This window comes from Paenibacillus taihuensis, assembly GCF_003386535.1.
In the GTDB taxonomy this organism is placed as follows: Bacteria; Bacillota; Bacilli; order Paenibacillales; family Paenibacillaceae; genus Paenibacillus_Z; species Paenibacillus_Z taihuensis.
Map to the genome: position 1 here is coordinate 3,647 of NZ_QTTN01000026.1, position 18,980 is coordinate 22,626.

The 18,980-nt window shown below is 55.8% G+C and carries 13 protein-coding genes; 1 reads left to right on the forward strand and 12 read right to left on the reverse strand.

Annotated elements, in window-relative coordinates:
• Positions 1–190 precede the first annotated feature (190 nt).
• The 4 genes from A8990_RS19880 to A8990_RS19895 are packed head-to-tail and all read right to left on the reverse strand — an operon-like array spanning position 191 to position 4,585.
• Positions 191–1,375, reverse strand: a complete 1,185-nt coding sequence (locus tag A8990_RS19880) for an N-acetylglucosamine-6-phosphate deacetylase (protein ID WP_116190798.1) — start codon at positions 1,373–1,375, stop codon at positions 191–193.
• Position 1,376: 1 nt separating this feature from the next.
• Positions 1,377–2,120 carry a 6-phosphogluconolactonase gene (locus A8990_RS19885; protein WP_116190799.1) on the reverse strand — a complete coding sequence of 248 codons (744 nt, stop codon included), beginning with the start codon at positions 2,118–2,120 and terminating at the stop codon, positions 1,377–1,379.
• Positions 2,121–2,133: 13 nt separating this feature from the next.
• Entirely contained in the window at positions 2,134–3,381 is a 1,248-nt protein-coding gene (locus A8990_RS19890) for a Gfo/Idh/MocA family protein (protein ID WP_116190800.1), read from the reverse strand.
• A gap of 16 nt (positions 3,382–3,397) precedes the next feature.
• Positions 3,398–4,585 (reverse strand): GNAT family N-acetyltransferase, encoded by a 1,188-nt coding sequence (locus tag A8990_RS19895; protein WP_116190801.1) that lies wholly within the window; start codon positions 4,583–4,585, stop codon positions 3,398–3,400.
• Between the two features lie 230 nt (positions 4,586–4,815).
• Between A8990_RS19895 and A8990_RS19900 the strand changes: the two genes are divergently transcribed.
• Positions 4,816–7,071 (forward strand): helix-turn-helix domain-containing protein, encoded by a 2,256-nt coding sequence (locus tag A8990_RS19900; RefSeq protein ID WP_116190802.1) that lies wholly within the window; start codon positions 4,816–4,818, stop codon positions 7,069–7,071.
• A 399-nt stretch (positions 7,072–7,470) separates the two neighbouring features.
• Here A8990_RS19900 and A8990_RS19905 read toward each other — a convergent pair whose 3' ends face one another.
• From A8990_RS19905 to A8990_RS19940, 8 genes are all read right to left on the reverse strand, one after another.
• A complete protein-coding gene (locus A8990_RS19905) occupies positions 7,471–9,231 on the reverse strand; it encodes a glycoside hydrolase family 2 protein (RefSeq protein WP_116190803.1) in 1,761 nt (586 codons plus the stop codon).
• Between the two features lie 76 nt (positions 9,232–9,307).
• The gene (locus A8990_RS19910) at positions 9,308–11,770 is read right to left on the reverse strand and encodes a family 43 glycosylhydrolase (protein WP_116190804.1); all 2,463 of its coding nucleotides are present in this window, start codon (positions 11,768–11,770) and stop codon (positions 9,308–9,310) included.
• 26 nt (positions 11,771–11,796) lie between these two features.
• Positions 11,797–13,557 (reverse strand): glycoside hydrolase family 2 protein, encoded by a 1,761-nt coding sequence (locus A8990_RS19915; protein ID WP_116190805.1) that lies wholly within the window; start codon positions 13,555–13,557, stop codon positions 11,797–11,799.
• 46 nt (positions 13,558–13,603) lie between these two features.
• Positions 13,604–14,617 carry an acyltransferase family protein gene (locus tag A8990_RS19920; RefSeq protein ID WP_116190806.1) on the reverse strand — a complete coding sequence of 338 codons (1,014 nt, stop codon included), beginning with the start codon at positions 14,615–14,617 and terminating at the stop codon, positions 13,604–13,606.
• Positions 14,614–15,420 carry a carbohydrate ABC transporter permease gene (locus tag A8990_RS19925; RefSeq protein ID WP_116190807.1) on the reverse strand — a complete coding sequence of 269 codons (807 nt, stop codon included), beginning with the start codon at positions 15,418–15,420 and terminating at the stop codon, positions 14,614–14,616. The genes A8990_RS19920 and A8990_RS19925 overlap by 4 nt, the downstream gene beginning before the upstream one ends.
• Positions 15,420–16,310, reverse strand: coding sequence for a carbohydrate ABC transporter permease (locus A8990_RS19930; RefSeq protein WP_116190808.1), 891 nt, complete (start codon positions 16,308–16,310; stop codon positions 15,420–15,422). The genes A8990_RS19925 and A8990_RS19930 overlap by 1 nt, the downstream gene beginning before the upstream one ends.
• 87 nt (positions 16,311–16,397) lie before the next feature.
• Positions 16,398–17,777 (reverse strand): ABC transporter substrate-binding protein, encoded by a 1,380-nt coding sequence (locus A8990_RS19935; protein ID WP_116190809.1) that lies wholly within the window; start codon positions 17,775–17,777, stop codon positions 16,398–16,400.
• A 223-nt stretch (positions 17,778–18,000) separates the two neighbouring features.
• Positions 18,001–18,930 carry an ArsR/SmtB family transcription factor gene (locus tag A8990_RS19940; protein ID WP_116190810.1) on the reverse strand — a complete coding sequence of 310 codons (930 nt, stop codon included), beginning with the start codon at positions 18,928–18,930 and terminating at the stop codon, positions 18,001–18,003.
• Positions 18,931–18,980 lie beyond the last annotated feature (50 nt).

Consider the following 18,980-nt stretch of genomic DNA (forward strand, 5'->3'; position numbering starts at 1 on the left):
GGTTTTCCGCAAATGTAGATCCCTGGAGGACTCTCTTTCCCTCATTACGAAGGTTTTCCGCAAATGTAGATCCCTGGAGTACTCTCTTTCCCTCATTCCGCCGGTTCATTCCGCCGGTTTTCCGTTAAATGTAGATCCCTGGAGTACTCTCTTTCTCTCATTCCGCCGGTTTTCCGCCAGCTTCTAGGATCTAATACACTGCCTGCCCGTTCTGCCAGACCGATCGCCCGCCGACAACCGTCTCTTCGATCTGAATCTGTCCATCCTTCATGCGAAACAGTGTCAGGTTCGCTTGGGCTCCCGGCTGCAAACGGCCTAACTCCTCCCAGCCCATCGCATCCGCAGGGCGCTTCGTCACCGCGTCGATTGCCTCAGCCAAGCTGACGCCGGCGAGCCTGACAGCGTTCTCGATGCCACACACCAATGGCTGCGCCGAGCCTGCCAGGATACGCGCATCTGCGGCCGTCTGCAGCCTGCCGTTCTCGAGCAGCTCGACCTGCTGCCCGATCTCGCTCGCGTAGCGGCCCGGCGGCATGCCGCCGAATTTGACGCTGTCGCTCACGAGGATGAACCGGCCCTGCTTCGCCCGGATCATCGACTTTAGCACGGCAGCGCCAAGATGATGCCCGTCGGCGATCAACATCGCCGTCAGCGAGTCGTCTGCCAGCTGCTCCCAAATATAATTGGGATGCCGCGGCAGAACCGGATGCGCTCCGTTGCCGAGGTGCGTCGACATCGCGGCGCCAGCGGCCACTGCCTCCGCCAGCTCCTCCGGCGACGCCAGCGTATGCCCGATGCTGACGCGAACGCCCGCCTCGCGCAGCTGCCGAATGAACGCCGCCGCGCCGACCTTCTCCGGCGCGACCGTGCACAGGGCAATTCGCCCGCCTGCCGCCGCCTGCCAATCGGCGAACTCGGCGTAGTCCGGCTCGCGAATATGCGCGCGTTCATGCGCACCGCGAGGTCCATCTTCGGCCGATAGATACGGCCCTTCCAGATGGATGCCCGGTATCGTCTCGCCGAGCAGCGCATCCTGCTCGCACGCGGCATGGATTGCGCTCATCGCTTGGCGAATCCGCGGAGCGCTGCCCGTAATGACGGTCGGGCAGAAGCTCGTCACGCCGCGGGCGAACAAGGCGCGAGCCACTCCGGCGACATCCTCCGCCGTCGTCGCCTCGCCGTTCAGGTCATACCCGGCGAAGCCGTTCACCTGCAGATCGATCCAACCCGGAGAGATCCAGCAGTCATTATTACTTTCAATCCCGTTTCCGCCTACATTATCTCTTCCGCTAACCCCAACAATCAACCCGTCTTCCACCTCGATATGTACCAGCTCGCCGGTATCATAACGCCTTCCCGTCCACCGCTTCCGCATGCTACTCGCAGGCCGCCAATTCCGTACGCGCAGCCGAGCTGCGGTCCAGATAGAGCGTCCAATTCGGATGCGTGCGCAGCATTGTCGACGGCACATTCGGCGTAATTTCGCTCGAAAGGGTCAGCCGGATCGCCTCCGCTTTTACCGCATGAGGGACGCAGGAGAGAATCACCCTGCTCTTCAAAATCTGCCTCACGCTCATCGTAATCGCATGCGTCGGCACGTCCTCCAAACCTGCGAACCAACCTTCGCCTACCTGCTGCCGCTTGCAGGCTTCGTCAAGCTCCACAACGATGTAAGGCTCCTCCGTATCGAAGTCAGCCGGCGGATCATTGAACGCAATATGCGCATTTTCCCCGATACCAATAAGTGCAAGATCAATCGGCGCTTCGCGGATCGCCTCATTCAGCCCGGCAATCGTCGCACGGAGATCGCCCCTGCCGTCGACGAGGTGGTACGAGCCTAGCTCTACCTGACCGATGAAGCGTTCGAGCAAGTAGGCTTGGAAGCTGGCAGGATGATCGGGCTGAATGCCCGCATACTCATCCAGATGGAACATCTCCACCTTGCGCCAATCGACCGGCTGCGTAACGAACGCCTTGAAGAATTCAAACTGGGACGAGCCCGTAGACAGCAGCAATCTCGCTTTTCCTTGGCGGCTGATTGTCTCCTGAAGCACCGATGCCGCATGCGCCGCAGCTCGCGCGCCTAGCTCCTGTGCATTTTCCAGTACATGAATGTCCATCCTGTTCCCCACCTCATCCAAGTTTTATTAGATCCGCGATGCGGACCGGCTGCCCTTCCCGGATCGACCGATTCGCCGCAAAACCGATGGCGCAAGATAACGCTCCATCCTTGCTAGTCGCCTGCCTGCCATCGGACTCGCCGCCAATGAGCAGTGCGCGAAGCAAGCGCTCATCGGCACCGCCATGCCCGCCGCTTTCCTCAGCCACAGGAACATGGATCACCTGCCCCTGCCTGCCAAACAGCTTGATCGATTTTTCCGTACCACCGCTGCTGCCGCCACTACCGACACCGCTCGGGTCAAACCCTTCCGCATACACCGCTTCCAGTCGCCCCGCAGTACCGGTAATCACCATACGAAAGCCTTCATACGGCGCATAAGCGGTCAGAGAATAACTCATCATCGCGCCTCTGGCATAGCGGGCAGTCAGGCTGACCGTGTCTTCAATGTCGATCTCATCCGCAAACACGCAAGCATCGCGGAAGTACTGATCCACGTCCTCGCAATCTGAATAAAGCTGCTTATAGTTCCCTTTTCCGATATCGATGTGAAATTCGCAGCTCGCAGCATAATCGCAGTTACTGCAGCGGTCCCCTCGTTCCTCACGAGTCGCTCCATAAAACTTCGTCGCTCCGAACGCCTGCACCTGCGCCGGCTCATCCTCCAGCAGCCAATTGATGATGTCGAAGTGATGCGTCGACTTGTGGACGAGCAGCCCGCCGGAATTCTTCTTGAGCCGATGCCATCTCCGAAAATAATCCGCTCCGTGCTTCGTATCCAGAAACCATTCGAAATGCACATGCGTGATCGTACCAAGCGTCTCTTCGGCAGCCAGCTCTTTCAACTGTCCCATAAAAGGCATATACCGCAGGTTGAACGTCACCGTCACCTGCTTGCCGGTGAGGCGTTCCGTCTCCAGGATCAAGCTGCACTTGTCCTCGTCAATCGTCAGCGGCTTCTCCGAAATGACATCGCAGCCCGCCAATAACGCCTCCGCGATATACGTGTGATGCGTGCTATCAATAGAAGTGACAATGACGACGTCGGGCTTCGCCTCGTCCAGCATCACCGCAAAATTATCATAGACCGGCACGTTCCCGCCCCCGGCCTCGCCGATTCTCGCTTGCAGCAATGCCGCGCGCTTCACATTCGTATCGAACACGCCGACAATCGCAGCCGTATCCGCATAATCCCGGCTCATCGGCACCGCATACATATACGTGCATCGATTTCCCGCGCCCACAATCGCATAGCTCTTCACCTTCGGCCCTTCCCTCCTAGAAAAAGTCCGTCATATATGAGATTCGCCGCGGAATCGCCTGCTCCCAAGCAGCAATTGCCTCCTGCGATCCGGAGAGCAGTCCTTGAACCGCCAACTGCGAAGGCCGCTGACATCCAATCAGCATCGCACCGAACGTCTGAATCGAACAACCAACCGCTCCCGCGCCGCTGACAGCCTGCTCCTCAGCAAGAAGCGCAGCTTCAGCCCGCCCGTCCGCGCCGATTGAGATTTTCCACAAGCCGCTGTTCCATTCCGCATGCTCATCAACAAGCGCAACCTGCAGCACTCCACCACCCGGGCCATCCCCGGAAAAACGATACCGCTCTACGAATGCAGCCACATCAACGACACGGAACATAAAATTCGCCAGCAGCTCATGCTGGAGCTTCGGCTCCGCCATCCCGAACAGGAATGGCTCGTCGCCAGGCGCCGAGAACTTCAGCCGCGACACGATGGAGTCATGGTTCCTGATGAACTGCCAGAGGCCGTTTCGGCTCTCTTGATCGAGATAGACAAGCTCATGCACCGCAAGGTTCCTGTCCTTGATGTCATACAGCATATAGCCCGTCGGCTCGCCGCTGCCCGCTGCATAATAAACCGCCAAACTTCCGAGCTTCCGCCGAAACACATGGTTCAGCCACCAATTCTCGTCCCGCTTCAGCATACCGTTGTACCTTTTGGCATAGCTGTCGTAGACTGCATCTGCCTCTGTCCAGTCCTCCGCTCTGAGCCGCTTTACCTCCCCTGACGCGGCCGGATATTTCGGTGCCGCGCCAAGCTCAAGCGTAAACACGCTCTGCACCGAGAAATACTCCCAGCCGTACTTGCGGTAGAAGCCGTACGCGAAAGGATTCAGCATCGACACGCTCTGCCCGCTCGCCCGCATCTCCGCCAGACTTCTCGCCATCAGCTTCCCTACCATACCCTGCCTGCGCAGCTCCGGATACGAAGCGACATGGGCGATACCGCCCATCGCCATTTCTTCGCCTTGCACATAGATCGCAAGCGGCAGAATAGCTAACTGTGCAGCAAGCTGTTCATCCACGAAATAGCCGAGATAGTGCTCCATGTTCATTTTGGCAAGGCGCTGCTCGATGTCGCTCTCGGCGAACCGGACGGCGAAGGCCGCCTGCGTCAGCTCAAGCGATTGCCGCGCTTCCTCCTGCCTGATCGTTCGAATCATGCTACTCCCCCTTCTGGCCGGCGATGCCTGCACAAGGATTTCTTTATGCCCCCACTATAGCGAATCGGCCCCGTACCTGATACAGGCAGTATTTGATATCGTTCATTTTATTTGCATTACCCAAAAATACTGTGAAGTTATGAAAATAAGACCATTGTTCAAATGCCCGCTATTCTATAAAATTGATGTAAACAGGCTTGAAAACATACCACGACGAAAGGGTTGTTTTCATGAATCGAATTTTATCGCTCCTTGCATTTCCGATTGCCCGCATCAAGTCTCCATCCCTATTCCTATGGCTCCTGATCAGCTACATCACGATTGTCACGCTGCTCGTTTCTTTCATTCTGTACTCTGTCTTCTTCTATCGCGGCCACATCAAAGATGAAGTGATCACTTACAATAACCTCAACTTGAAAAATACGATCGACAGCTACGAGGCCAAAATCAGCCTGATCGAAAATTCCATTCTCTCCTTCTCCATGAACGACAAAATCGCCGCGCTCGATAAGCCGGACTTCGATTATGCCGCAGGCGGCAAGCTAATCGATGAGATGCAGCAGTACCTCGCCAACCAATCGCTCTACCTTGAGAACATGATTATCTACTTCCAGAAAAGCAACGTCACCATAGAGAAATCCCGCGGCGCCGATGCCGATGTCATGTTCCAGCGCTATTACTACAGCAAAGACTACTCGTACGAGTTCTGGAAATCACAGTTTGACAGCCTCTATGTCACTCGAATACTGCCGGCTTCCGACTTTTCGGAGTACGATTATTTGAACAGGAAAGTAAGCACACAGCTCATCCCGATCATAATTAAGAACCAGACGAATCCGTCTGTCCTTATCATCGCGCTCGCGGATGCGCAGAAGATGTTCAACGCGTTCCATCAATCCATTACGAATGAATTCTACATCATGGATGATGTGCAGCGGCCTTTCTTCGCAAGCGGCAAGTCGGATGAGACGTTCCCTGCTTTCGATCGAAACGCCAGCTTCGTGAAGCATGGAAACAATTATTATTTCTATAAGAAAGGCGAGACGAGCAGGCTCACGTATGTCAACGTCATTCCGGACGATACCATCTCGCAGATGAAGTGGAACATTAACTTCGTCCTGCTGCTCGCGCTTGCGGTTGTGATCAGTATTCTCGCTGCGTTCCTGTTCAGCCTGCAATTCAACCGTCCGGTCAAGCAGCTCGTGCAAGCCATTCAGCAGCTGACAACGGGCTTCCCGTGGCAAAAGCAAAAGCATAGCAGCATCAAGGAGTTCGCCATCATTCAGGATAAGGTCCGCCATCTGCTTGATTCGAATTTCGATATTAGCCAGAACCTGGAGGAGAAGAATTCGCTGCTGCGCCACTACGCGTATATTAACCAGCTCAAGAATATCCGGGGCAACACGAGCTATCTGAAAGATTTGATCAAGAGCAACCAGCCGTATCGGGTGGTGCTGTTCACGCTGACCTTCCGCCCGCAGCTGCTCGAGGAAATTGCGGATGACGAGGAACGCGCGACACAGTTCATTAGAGCCTATATCGATAAAATCCTGACAGAGAAGTACCCGGAATCGCTCACTCTCCAGCTCGAGAGCGATCAGCTGCTGTCTGTCATCTACTCGGAGGACTCCGAGCAGGATCTGAATGAAACACTCGAAGCGCTCAAGAATGTGCTCGAGCTTGATCAGGCCTACTGTTTCTCAACGATTGCGGTAAGCTCACGCTTCGAGCAGCCGGAAGAGTTCAAGGTGTCGTTCGAGCAAGTGAAGTCGCTGCAGCTGCACCGGAAGTTTGGCAGCGGCAACCAAGTGCTGTGGGAGAGGTCGGATCTGAAGCTGGCGAATTATTATCTGATGCCTGCGCAGGAGGAAGAGCTGAATGCGAGCTTGACCAGCGGCAATGAAGGACAGATTATGCAGTTCGTGCGAAGAGAGCTTGCGACTTTCCGTAAGAAGGAGGCCGGCGAGCATGAGGTGCGGTGTTTTGCAAGCTGCATCGTAGATAGAGCCAAGCGCGCGTTCATCGTCAATCAGCTCGATACCGAGCTGCTTCAAACGATGGATAACCACCTTGCGCACTGCCATACGTTCGAGGAGCTGGAGCTGTCGTTCGAGGAATGGCTGCCGCGGCTGACGGACCTCATCAGGAGCAAGAAAGAGAAGAAGGATCATATTACAAGCTTCGTATTCGACTATTTGGAGCAGCATTATGCCCACGACATCACGCTGGATATGATGGCGGATAAGCTGAACATTACGCGCAGCTATCTGTCTACATACTTCAGAGAGAAGACAGGCACATACTTCGTCGACTACGTGAATTTGATTCGGGTAAGCCGGGCAAAGGAGCTTCTCTCGCGTTCCGACGTCAAGATTCAAGACGCCGCCGCCCGGGTTGGCTACCAGAACATCAACTCCTTCAACCGGATGTTCAAAAAGTTTACCGGCGTGACGCCGAGCGAGTTCCGCAAGGTGCAGCGAGCTTAAAGAGCGCGCGTGGGAGGCTGACTGAAAACTGAACTGGTTGCCATCCAGGCTGCGAACTGGCTGCGATCAAGCTGCGAACTGGCTGCGATCTGGCTGAGCATGTCGCGAGCTATAATGGATAAATCCACTCATTTGGAGCAGAAATAGTCGATTTGTTTTGCTATATTGGATTTTTCCATTCATCCTCGGCTGAACGGGTCAAAAAGGCCGCAGATCGGCAAAAATGAGTGGATATTCCCAATATAGAGAGCAATTTCGGCTCAATTAGACGTTCTAGGTTGGAAAAATCCACTGTAGCTAAAGACGCCACTTCCCTCTGCTGAACGGTCAACTTAATCCTGGCACCAGAAAACCTTCGTCCCCGGATCGCTATCAACCGAGAACGAAGGTTTTCTCATTTTAAGCCAAATTGATTGCCCGAATCGTCTCGAGCTGAATCTTCGGCCGGCGGTCTTCCGTCAACAGGCCGTTAACTTCCTGCTGCACGTCGGTCACTTGCGTATAGCAATAGCCGCAGATGCCTTCCGTGTCCTTGATTGCTTGCGTGATGCTGCGGAACCGAGCGACGAACGCCTCTTCGCCTTCCACTTGGTTTCCGTAGCCCCAGCCCTTCTCGTCACGGAAAGCGATGCCGCCGAATTCGCTGATGATGATCGGCTGGCCGCGATACGCGTAGCCTTGCGCCATCGCGAACCGTCCGTTGTTGAAGGCAAGCTCATTGCCGGCAATGGCGTCCAGGTTCCGGTAGCGGGCAAGGAACTTCTCGCCGCTTTCTTCGTAATCGTGCAGCGTCAGAATGTCGGAAACGGTGTGCTCCCAGCCGTCGTTGACGATGACCGGACGCATCGGATCGATCGCCTTGGTCAGATGGTAGATCGCCTCCGTGAACTGCTGCTGGCGCTTGTCGGCGAAGACGTTGCCGATGCCCCATGACTCGTTGAACGGCACCCATGTCACGATGCTTGGATGGTTGTACTGCTGCTGCACGATTTCCAGCCACTCGCGAGTGAACCGGTCGACCGCCTCGTCGTTGAATTCGAACGTCGCGGCCGCTTCCGACCAGACGAGCAATCCCTTCACGTCGCACCAGCACAGGAATCGCGCATCCTCGATCTTCTGATGCTTCCGCACGCCGTTGTAGCCCATCGCCATAATCGCGTCGATGTCGGCGATGATCGCCTCTTCCGACGGCGGCGTCAGGTGACTCTCCGCCCAATAGCCCTGGTCGAGAATCAAACGTTGGTAGAGCTGATCGTAGTTCAGCATGATTTTGCCGTTCACGATGGAGATCTTCCTCATGCCGAAATACGAGCCTACGCGGTCGACGACCCGGTCGCCTTGGCGCAGCACAAACTCGACTTCGTACAGCCTCGGGTTGCGCGGGCTCCAATATTCGATCCGCCATTCCCGCTTCTCGCTGATCAGATCCACCGTCGCGGAGAATGCCGAGCGGTCGATCAGCTGCGTCGTCTCTTTGATCAGGACGCCTTCCATGCTAATCGCGGTCGTCAGCCGCAGCGGCTCCGCATCCGAAGCGATCGCCACGCGGTAATCGAAACGAACGGCGTTGGCGTCGACGTCCGGCGTGATTTTCACGTTCTGCACATGATTCGCATCGACGTATTCCAGCCAGACAGTCTGCCAGATGCCTGTCGTCTGTACGTACCAGCAGCCGAAATTCTCCTTGCGCCAGCGCTGCTTGCCTCTCGGCTGCGTGCCGCTCTCGGTGTCTTCCGCTCTGACGACGATCTCATTCGCTTCGCCGGCTGGCTTCAAGAAGGACGTCACATCGAACGAGAATGCAGCATACGCGCCTTCATGGCTGCCCGCATAAGAACCGTTCACCCATACTTTAGCCAGGTAGTCTACCCCTTGGAAATGCAGCAGCACCTGCTTGTCACGCTGTTCCGCTGGGACCTCGAATGTCCGGCGGTACCAGACGTACTGATGGGCGGTCTCATCTGCGATGCCACTTGCTTTGGTCTCGTATGCGAACGGCACCTCGATGCGGAGTCCGCTAGCGAACGCCTCGAACCAGCGCTTCGTTTCCCCTTCATTGGCATCGTCGAACCGGAAATCCCACGAGCCGTTCAGATTCAGCCAATCATTACGTACAAATTGCGGCCGCGGGTAATCCGGGCGATATTTGTTGAGCGTCATTAATTTCACCTTGCCTTTTTATGAAAATGACTGCTTCGATCTAGCGGCTATGGAAGCTATGAAAGCTATGGAATATTCAAGAAGCAGGCGCGACCTGGAACGCGCCGAACCGTGCGCTGCCGCCGACTGACTTCAACCCGACACGGCCGTGCAGGAACGCCGAATCGCTATCATCGACGTAGCGAATCAGCGGCTCCGCGCTGGTACCTGCGTACACAGCTATCGTATTGCCAATCGCCGAGACTTTCAGGTGAAGCTTCTCGCCCGGCTTCGGCAGAACGGTCTTCGCGTCTGCGAGCAGCGCCGTGCTGTAATCGTGCTTCGTCAGATGGACGCCTTGTCCGTCGACGTAAGCGAAGTAGCCGCGCAAGAAATCGTTGCGGTTCTGGTTCAGTTCCATGCCATTCGCCGGCTCGGTCACGCGAACAAGAATGCCCGCCTGTCCGTCTTCTTCCGGCACCGTGACATCGGCTTCAACCGCATAATCGGTATAACCGTCCTCGCCGGTCAGAATCTTGCCGTCTTCGTCCGATGTGACGCGCAGTTGGCCGTCTTTCACCGACCAGATACCTTCATAGCGCGTCCATCCGGGAATGAACTTGACGCTGAAATCATCCTTCTTGGCGACGACAGGGGCGTACGGGGAAGCCGCGAACCAAGCAGCGTCAAGCGTTCCGCGCGTAGTTTCAAGTGTCAATCGGTGATTACCAGCCGCCAGCTTAACATCGTGCGCCGAGACGGTCTGCCAAGTGCCACCTGCGCTCGGCTTGACAGCCAAGTCGCCGGTGACCGGCTTGCCGTCCTCGATCAAGCGGAATGTGGCGCCTTGTTCTCCGGCGGCCACGCGGAAGTCGAAGCTGTATACACCGCTTTCGGCTGCGTTGACCAGGTAGGTCAACGGCTTCGACGACGCATCAAGCTTCGTCACCGCGAGCCCGCCGGCGCCGTCATCCGTCAATCCGTTCGCATTGGCCACTCCGCCCTCATCTTGGAACGCGTTCACGCGACCCGGGAGCGGCGCATACGCCAAGCCGGCCGCACTGCCATCCACGGCATCGCTGAACGCGGCGTAACCGAAGGACGCATCGGCGTTGTCGACGGCGTAGCCGATAGCCCCCGCGCCCGCATCTGCGGGCAGCTCTGCTGCAAGCAGCTTCATGCCTTCCGCGTAGATGACCAGCTTATTGCCGGCTTTCTCTACGCGCAGCGTCTGCAGCTGGGCGAGATCGAGATTACCCGGTACGGATGCCGAGACCTTCATGGCTTCCGCGCCGTCTATCATGTAGCGCGCTTCTAGCTTGCCATCTGCCGCGCTCCAAGTCGCGATTCCGTAATTCTTCTTATCGGCGTACGAGAACACGATGCCTGCCTTTCCTTGCTTGCCGGATAACAGGCGTACGTGATATTCCGCCGTGTAGTTGCCCGCTGTCTCCTCCTTCGAAGCGAGTATCGACATGCCGGATGTGCCTGCACCTTTAGCGGTCAGTCCTTGTCTCCCGTCAATCGCCCACTTCGCGTCACCGACGCTGCTCTTCCAGGCTTTACCCAGCTTCTGACGGTCGAACCGGTCGGCGAATGCAGGCATTGCAGGCGCTGCCTGTTTCGACGATGTAGGACCAGCCACTTGCATCAAATCCCCGTCCCAGACAATGCGGTCGATATTCATATGCCGAAGAGGACCGACGACACCGTGACCCTCGAGATTGTGATACACCATATATTGCGTGTCCAGATCCGGACCCGTGACGATGGAATTATGCCCGAGCCCGACAGTCGCTCCCTCCGTGCGCAGCAGGACGGGATCGTTCGACTGGCTCTGGAAATCCTGCAGCGGCGAAGCACTTACCGCCGCGTCAACGCGATATCCGGCGCTGAACACGTGGTTGCCCGTGTAAGTCAAATAATAGTTGTCATGGCGCTTGAACACGGTCGGACCTTCCGTCCAACCGCCCATGTACGCGCCTGTCTGCGTTTCTTCCGGACCGATTGTCAGCGGATCGGTCATCCGCGCGGCTTGAATGCCCATAGGTCCGGCATAGTAGAAGTACCATTGCCCGTCATCGTCCACGAATGTCGTGCCGTCTATGGTGCGGCCGAAATTATCGGTCGCGACCTTGAAAGGTCCTGTCGGCTTGTCGGCGACAAGCACGTAATGCCCTTGTCCAGCCGGTGAAGTGTACATATAGAACTTGCCGTTCCAATAGCGCACTTCAGGCGCGTAAGCCGCGATCGTAATGGGATCTTCCGTGCATAAGCCTTCGTATTTCCAGTCGACGAGGTCCTCGGACGACCAGACCTTCACGCCCGCGTCGGTATCGCGCGTGCTGACGTACAGATAGTACGTCCCGTTGTAGGCGAATACGAACGGGTCGCCCAATCCGTATTCGCCCCATTCGTCAGGCAGACTGATCGGATTCGTATATGTGCGGACGGTCGATTTCACCGAAGCCTCCGGTTTGCCGTCGTCGTTTCCCGTGCAGCCAGCCGCGCCGAGGCACAGCAGAATCAGCAGCGGTCCTGCCCATTTCATGCGTCCCATGCGGACATCCCTCCGTTCGCCGGGTATTATCTGCCCGCCACGATACGGCGGATCTGTTCCAGCGGCAGCTTTGGCTGCCGGTCATAGGTCAGCAAGCCGTTGATCTCCTGCTCCACGTCAGTCAGCTGCGTGTAGCAGAAGCCTTGAACGAGCGGCGCTTCGCGAATCGGCTCCACGACATTGCGAAGCCTTTCTTCAAAGTCTGCCTCGTCCTTGGCGCCGGAGTAGCCCCATCCTTCCCAATCGCCTTTCTGGAAGGAGATACCGCCGAACTCCGTAACAAGCAGCGGCTGACCTTCATATGGGAAGCCAGGTACGAGAATCCAGCGATTGCCCGGCCTTGCTGCGAGCGCATTGTCGATCGACGAATATCGGTCGGCCAGCACCTCGCGGCGCCATTCGTAGTCATGGATCGTGACGAGATCGGTCTTCACGAGTTCCCAGCCGTCGTTCGAGATAACCGGACGGGTCGGGTCAAGCGACTTGGTCATATGGTACATCGCTAGCGCATGCTGCCGCTGCTGCTCGTCGACGAGAATGTTGACGACGCCCCAGCTTTCGTTGATCGGCACCCAGGCGACGAGGCATGGATGGTTGTAGTCGCGTTCGACCGCTTCAATCCATTCTCGCGTCACGCGGCCGACATATGGCTCGGAGAAATGGTATGCATTCGCCATCTCGCCCCACACGAGCAGGCCGAGCCGGTCCGCCCAGTACAAGTAACGCGGGTCTTCGATCTTCTGATGCTTGCGGGCGCCGTTGAAGCCCATCTCCTTCGTCAGCTCGACATCGCGCTTCAGCGCATCGTCGCTCGGAGCGGTTAAGAGACCCTGCGGAAAATACCCCTGATCAAGCACCAGCCGCATCTCGTACGGCCGGTTGTTCAACAGCACGACGCCGCCCTCGATGGAAATTTTGCGCATGCCGAAATAGCTGTCGACTCGATCGACTTCTGCCCCGTTCACGAGCAGCGTCAGACGCAGGTCATACAGGTTCGGCTTCTCTGGCGTCCACCAGCGGCCAAGGCCGTGATCGTTAAAGTCGTGAAGGCTGATGATGCGAGTCTCCGCGTCGCGCATGACACGGAACGTGTCCTCGGAGATCACCTCGCCATCGAACGAGACGGTCGCGCGCATGGAGACTTCGGCTCCCGGCTGCAGACCTGCAACGAATGCTTGGAGCTTCAATTGATTATGATCAATGTCTGGCGTCAGTCGAATCCGACCGATATGCGCTTCGGCGACAGGCTCCAGCCATACCGTTTGCCAAATGCCAGTTGTGCGTGTATAGAAAATGCCTGCGGACTTCTCTTCCCAGAACTGCTTGCCGCGCGGCAGCGTGACGTCCTTGCTGTAATCGACTGCTTTGACGACGATGATGTTCTCGCCATCGCGCAGCGCTTCCGTAATATCCGCCTTGAACGGCGTGTGACCGCCTTCGTGCGCCAGCACAAACTTTCCGTTCACCCAGACGCGGCAATCGTAATCCACCGCGCCGAAGTGAAGCACGATGCGCTTGCCAGTATAATCGACAGGCAGTACGAACGAACGACGATACCAGACCGTGTCGTGAAACGCCGTGTCCGCGATGCCGCTCAGCTCGCTTTGATAACAGAATGGCACTGCGATACGCGCCGGGAATTCTTGGTCGCCTTCGTGCCAACCCTCTCGTTCCCCAGCATTCGCATCATCGAATGCGAATTCCCATTCGCCGTTCAGATTCAACCATTTCTCGCGGACGAACTGCGGGCGCGGATATTCGTCTCTAAGCTCACTTGCTTGCACCATGTTCTTCCACTCCTTCGAAGCTTATCTATTTATTTTTAAGAGAGTCTTATTTGCTTTTTTTCGTAATGATCCAGACGGTGAACGTCACGACGCCGAGTATGGCCGCTGCCAGCCAGAAGCCTCCCGGCGCGCTGACGAGCACGTTGTTCTGTTGATTGCCCTTCAACGCAAAAATAATGACGTTGCTCATGACCAGATACCAGAGCACATTGCGTCCCATCGTCTCGAAGACGGCGAACGGCGCCGGATAGCGTTCCATCTGCTTGCCGAGCAGATAGTAACCGTAGAGCAGCAAAGCAGGCCCGATGATCCACCATACGGACGGCGGGAATCGTTCCGGTAGCGCTCCGTCATCCGCGATCAAACGCCACAGGAACGCGCCGGATGCGATGGCTGCGCCTGCGAGCACGCGCCAGTCCCAGCCGATGCGGTAACGCGCGAACAAGATACCGACGAGATAATAAGGGAAATATTGCAGCACCGGAAACGAAGCGAAGTCCCGCGTTCCGATGAGCGGTCCGAGCTTCATCGCATGGATGGAGCCGTATGGCATCCAAGTCGTCAGCAAGAGCAGGCCCGCGACCGCGAAACCGAGCCATTGGCGTCCGGAAAGCTTATTAAGAGGAACGAATAGAATAAGACCTGCAATCATGAGATAAGTGAATGACCAGAGAAACTCGGACCAGCCCGGCATATCCTCCAGCAGGAGGATCGGTCTGACCGTTGCCCAGGACAACACTTTGCCGTCGATGAACAACCGGTAAGCAAGTCCCGATACGTAGAAGGCGCCCAGCGTCTTGACTGCAGCCATCAGCATGCGCGGCGCCGCCTTCCGGAACGTCTTCGTATAATAAGCCAGCTCAGATACGTATCCGAAGCTGAATACGAAGCCGGTGAAGGTGATGAGATTAATGACGTCGATTACACGCTGCCCGTTCGGATAGATTTGCTGGTCGCTGAAGAACTGCAGCGTATGGCAGTACACCATCCCCAGCACGAGCAAGCCTTTGAACAGGTCGATCGCCCTCTCCCGCTTGCGCGCGACTTGGACCTCGCTCATCCTTTAATACCGGACAAGCTGACACCTTTGACGATTTGACGCTCGAAAATAAGGAACAGCAGCATGATCGGCAAGGATGCGATCGTGTTGACGACCATCGGCTTGACGTAGTCTTCCGAGTACGAGCTCATCAGTGTCGGAATCCCCATCGGAAGCGTGAACAGGTTGTCGTCCGTGAGCGACAGAAACGGCCAGAGGAAGTTGTTCCAAGACCCGATGAACGTCAGAATCGCCATCGAAGCCAGTGCCGGACGCGTCAGCGGCAGCATGATGCTGGTGAATATGCGCCAAGTTCCGCCCCCGTCGATCTGCACGCTCTCGAGCAGATCATTCGGCACGCCGTCGAAGAAACTCTTGAGCACGATGACCGCGAACGGCGACGCAAGCGCCGGCAAGATCAAGCCTTGGTAGGAATTCAGTAAATTCATGTCCTTGGCTACTTGATAAAGCGGGATGATGATGGCTTCGCCCGGAACGAGCAAGCCTGCCAGGACGAAGAAGAACATGAACGAACGGTAGCGGAACGGTAGCTTCGACAGCACGAAGCCCGCAAGCGCCGCGATGATAACGGTCAAGATCGTCACGACGACGCCGATACCGAAGCTGTTCAGCACCCAGTTCGACAGTTTCGTGGCACTCAGGATTTGATCGTAGACGGCGAACGAATACGGCGGCGTGAACCAGTCCAGCACCGTTACGATCTTCATCCCCTCTTCCTTAATGGACACGACGAGCATCCAGATGACCGGCGCCAGGAACACGAAAGCGAACAGGAGCGATACGACGCGGTATACGTTTTTCATTAGGCGTTCGCCCCTTTCCGGTTGTTAAGCCAGTACTGGAAGATCGAGAGCACGAGCAGAATCGCGAACAGCATGTAAGACATCGTCGCCGCGTAGCCGAGATCGTTCTTCTTGAAGCCCGTCTGGTAGATGAGCTGGATGATCGGACGGGTCTTGTCGAGCGGTCCGCCGCCCGTAATGATATAGATCTGCATAAATACTTTGAACGAAGCGATGATTTGAAGCATCGTGATTGTCTTCGTAATGGGATTCAAGTACGGGAATGTAATCCGGAAGAAAATTTGTCTATCGTTCGCGCCGTCCAATCGGGCGGCCTCGTAAATTTCATCGGGAATATCCTGCATGGCCGACAAATACAGGATGAAGTTGAATCCTACGGTCCACCACAGCGTGATGAGCGCGATGGCGATCCAGGAAAGGTTCGTTTCGTTCAGCCAGAAGATTTCGGAGTTCTCCGGAAGCAAGCGCACCAGATGAAGGACCGAATTGACAAGCCCGGTATAGGGTTGAAACACGAAGAGGCCGAGAAAAGACGCGACCGCTACGGATAGAACGCTAGGCAGGAAGAATACGCTGCGGTATAAGCGCTGCAGCCGGGATTTACGATTGGCGATCATCGCGAGCGCAATAGCCAAGATGACCATGGTAGGCGTCGTCAGCACGACGAAGATGACGGAATGCCAAATGGCTGACCACATCTCATTGTCGTGTATCATGCGGGAATAGTTATCCCAGCCAACGTATTTCATTTTGCGGATAAGCGTCCATTTGTAGAACGTCATATTCACGCCTTTGATCATCGGCCATATGGTGAACAGGATATAGATAACCAGAAACGGCAGTAGATACAGAAGCGCCTGTACATCCGCCCTCAGCTTGTTCATTCTCATCGTTAACGCCCCTCCTCCCATTTCGCCGCAGAGCTTGCGGCCATGTACGGCCGCAAGCTCCCGGGAAACGTTGCGATATGAACTTTACTATTCGTTCAGCACTTTCTGAACGCCATCTTGCAGTTTGTCCATGGCTGCCGCCGGATCCAGCTTGTTCGCCCACACTTCGTTCAGAATTTTGAACGACGCGTTGTCGCGGATTTGCCAGTTCTTCGTGGATGGCTTGCTGAATTTAACCGTCGAAGCAACGGATGCATAGTCGCTGCGGTAAGGCATCGCTTTGTAGTCCGCGTTCTCAAGAACGGACGGCTTGGACGGAATATGGCCTGCTTTCGCCCAAATTTGACCGTTGGAAGCTACCCAATCCGCGAAGATCATTGCCGCTTTGCGCTTCGCCGGATCTTCGGATTTCGTTACTGGCAGGATAATCGTGTGGGAATCTCCCCATGTTGCTTCTTGGTCGAAAATCTTCGGAATCGGCATTGCGCCGAATTCGAGCCCTTTCGTCGCTTCCCAAGTACCTGTTGCCCATACGCCTGTCATCATGATCGCAGCCGTGCCGCTTTGGAAATTTTTATAGAAGTCCGGATCGTTCTTCTTGATGTAGCCGCCCGTGTAGAGCTTCTGGATGTATCCGGCTGCTTTCGCGCCTTTCTCTTTGTCGACGGCTGCCGATTTCAAATCATCGGATACGATGTCGTTGCCGCCTTGCTGGGAGTACAGCGCCCACCACAGACGGTAAGGATCGTCGTTGGAATTGGAAAGCGCAAACGGCGTTACTTTCGCCGGCAGCTTCGCTTTCAGCGTATCCAGGAATTTCATGAAGCCGTCCGCGGATTGCTCCATTACCGGTTTGCCGTCTTCGCCAAGGAGACCGGCGTCTTTCAGCAGCTTCTTATTGTAGAACATGATGAACGGATGCGTATCGATCGGAGCCGCGTAATGCTTGCCGTCGACGATCGTCGCGTTCAGCAGGTTCTGGTTGTACGACGACCAGTCCACGCCTGCAACTTCAGCCACATCGTCCACTTCCGTTACGACGCCTTGGTCGATCAGGTCTGGCAAGCGAGATGTGTGGGAAATACCGACGTCAGGACCGTTTCCGTTGCCGACCGCGGTAATCAATTTCGTATAATATTCGCCCCATACGAGCTTCGTGTTCTTCACTTGAATGTTCGGATGCGATTTATTGAACTCATCAACCAACGTTTGCATGTTGGCGCCGTCGCCGCCGTCGAACAGCGTCCAGAAGTTCAAGCTGACTTTCTCATCGCTGCCCGCAGAAGCGTTGCCGGCGTCCGCATTGTCCGCCGCGTTCGTTCCGGCGTTGCTGCTGCCGCTATTGTTTGCGCTTTCATTGCTGGCAGTGCCATTGTTTGCATTGCCAGCGTTGTTGCCGCCGCATGCGCTTAGAAGCAGGGAAATCGAGAGCAAAGACGTTGCTGCAAGGGATAATCTTTTGTTCATGGTGGGCCTCCCTATTTGTTTTTATCTCTAGAAACAAAGTGGTAATTTTGTTTTATTACACATTTTTCGTTTCTATATACGTATACTACCTTCGATAATGGCAATTGTCAACGGTTTCATTCTAGTTTTTTGGTTTTTATGCCAATAAAAGAAGCCTTAATTACAGGAATTCTGTAATTAAGGCTCATTTACACCTCGTAAATTCCGATTACTCTGTATGCGATTACTCCATGCCGTAATTAACTTTCATCACAATGCCCTGCTCGTAATCGCCAAACTGCTGGCCGAACAGGTTCACGCCGCCTTTATGAACCGCGTCGTCTTTGACGCCGATCCGGATTCTAACGCTCGGACGCTGCTTGAGGTTCAAGTCCCCGACATTGACCTCGGAAATCTCCTTCATGTCGAGCGTTGTCCGCTCCCCGTCGATGATCCAGGTCTTGAGCAAACCGTATTGCGTCGCTGCGTCGGACCACCAAGCCGGATTGAGCTTGCCCCTGCGGCCGCCGAAATCGCCGGGACTCGTCCACGAACCGATCTCCCGCCCGTTCACCCACAGCGTAATATCGGAAGGCCAATTGTTGTCGTAGTTAGGCGCTTCCGAGCATAGCTCCATGGAAACCTCGAGCGACTTGACCTTTGCGCCTGACGGCAGGTCGAGCGGCAATTGGTACTCAACGTACCCTTTGCGGAACCATATCAACTGCGCGTCGATATGTTTCGGATGATAGAACTGGACCGGCTCGTCCTCGTCGAACAGGAAGCCGCCCGCGCCAGCGATGCCGCAGGTTGGATACACTTCGCAGTCGCTGTAATGGCCGATCGGCATCTCGACGCGGTATTCCGTGGTCTCGCCTTTCGGGAGCGTCTTCGGCATGTTGAAACCGATATGAATATCGTCGTAATTCCGGCTGCACACCTTCATCGCCCCGCGAGTAGCCGGCAGCAATTCAGTGTTGATTAGGCCTGCAGCCTCCAGAACCTTCACGTTATTAGCGACGGTCGACACCGGAAGTTTAAGCGCTTCTGCGATTTCCACCACGTTCAGCTTCTTCGTGCTCAGCAGCTGCAGGACATCGACCCTCGACCGCGTCGACAACGCGTGCGCGACGCTCACCAGCTCGTCCGGATTTTTGAAGCTCAGTTCCAACATGTCTCCGTCCTCCTTTCAATTATTAATCGATTACATGTATCATACATGAA

Coding starts and splice junctions, on each gene's coding strand:
- A8990_RS19920 (WP_116190806.1), bottom strand. CDS start 14,617: ATGAGCGAGGTCCAAGTCGCGCGCAAGCGGGAGAGGGCGATCGACCTG.
- A8990_RS19925 (WP_116190807.1), bottom strand. CDS start 15,420: ATGAAAAACGTATACCGCGTCGTATCGCTCCTGTTCGCTTTCGTGTTC.
- A8990_RS19930 (WP_116190808.1), bottom strand. CDS start 16,310: ATGAGAATGAACAAGCTGAGGGCGGATGTACAGGCGCTTCTGTATCTA.
- A8990_RS19910 (WP_116190804.1), bottom strand. CDS start 11,770: ATGGGACGCATGAAATGGGCAGGACCGCTGCTGATTCTGCTGTGCCTC.
- A8990_RS19905 (WP_116190803.1), bottom strand. CDS start 9,231: ATGACGCTCAACAAATATCGCCCGGATTACCCGCGGCCGCAATTTGTA.
- A8990_RS19940 (WP_116190810.1), bottom strand. CDS start 18,930: ATGTTGGAACTGAGCTTCAAAAATCCGGACGAGCTGGTGAGCGTCGCG.
- A8990_RS19895 (WP_116190801.1), bottom strand. CDS start 4,585: ATGATTCGAACGATCAGGCAGGAGGAAGCGCGGCAATCGCTTGAGCTG.
- A8990_RS19915 (WP_116190805.1), bottom strand. CDS start 13,557: ATGGTGCAAGCAAGTGAGCTTAGAGACGAATATCCGCGCCCGCAGTTC.
- A8990_RS19935 (WP_116190809.1), bottom strand. CDS start 17,777: ATGAACAAAAGATTATCCCTTGCAGCAACGTCTTTGCTCTCGATTTCC.
- A8990_RS19880 (WP_116190798.1), bottom strand. CDS start 1,375: ATGCGGAAGCGGTGGACGGGAAGGCGTTATGATACCGGCGAGCTGGTA.
- A8990_RS19900 (WP_116190802.1), top strand. CDS start 4,816: ATGAATCGAATTTTATCGCTCCTTGCATTTCCGATTGCCCGCATCAAG.
- A8990_RS19885 (WP_116190799.1), bottom strand. CDS start 2,120: ATGGACATTCATGTACTGGAAAATGCACAGGAGCTAGGCGCGCGAGCT.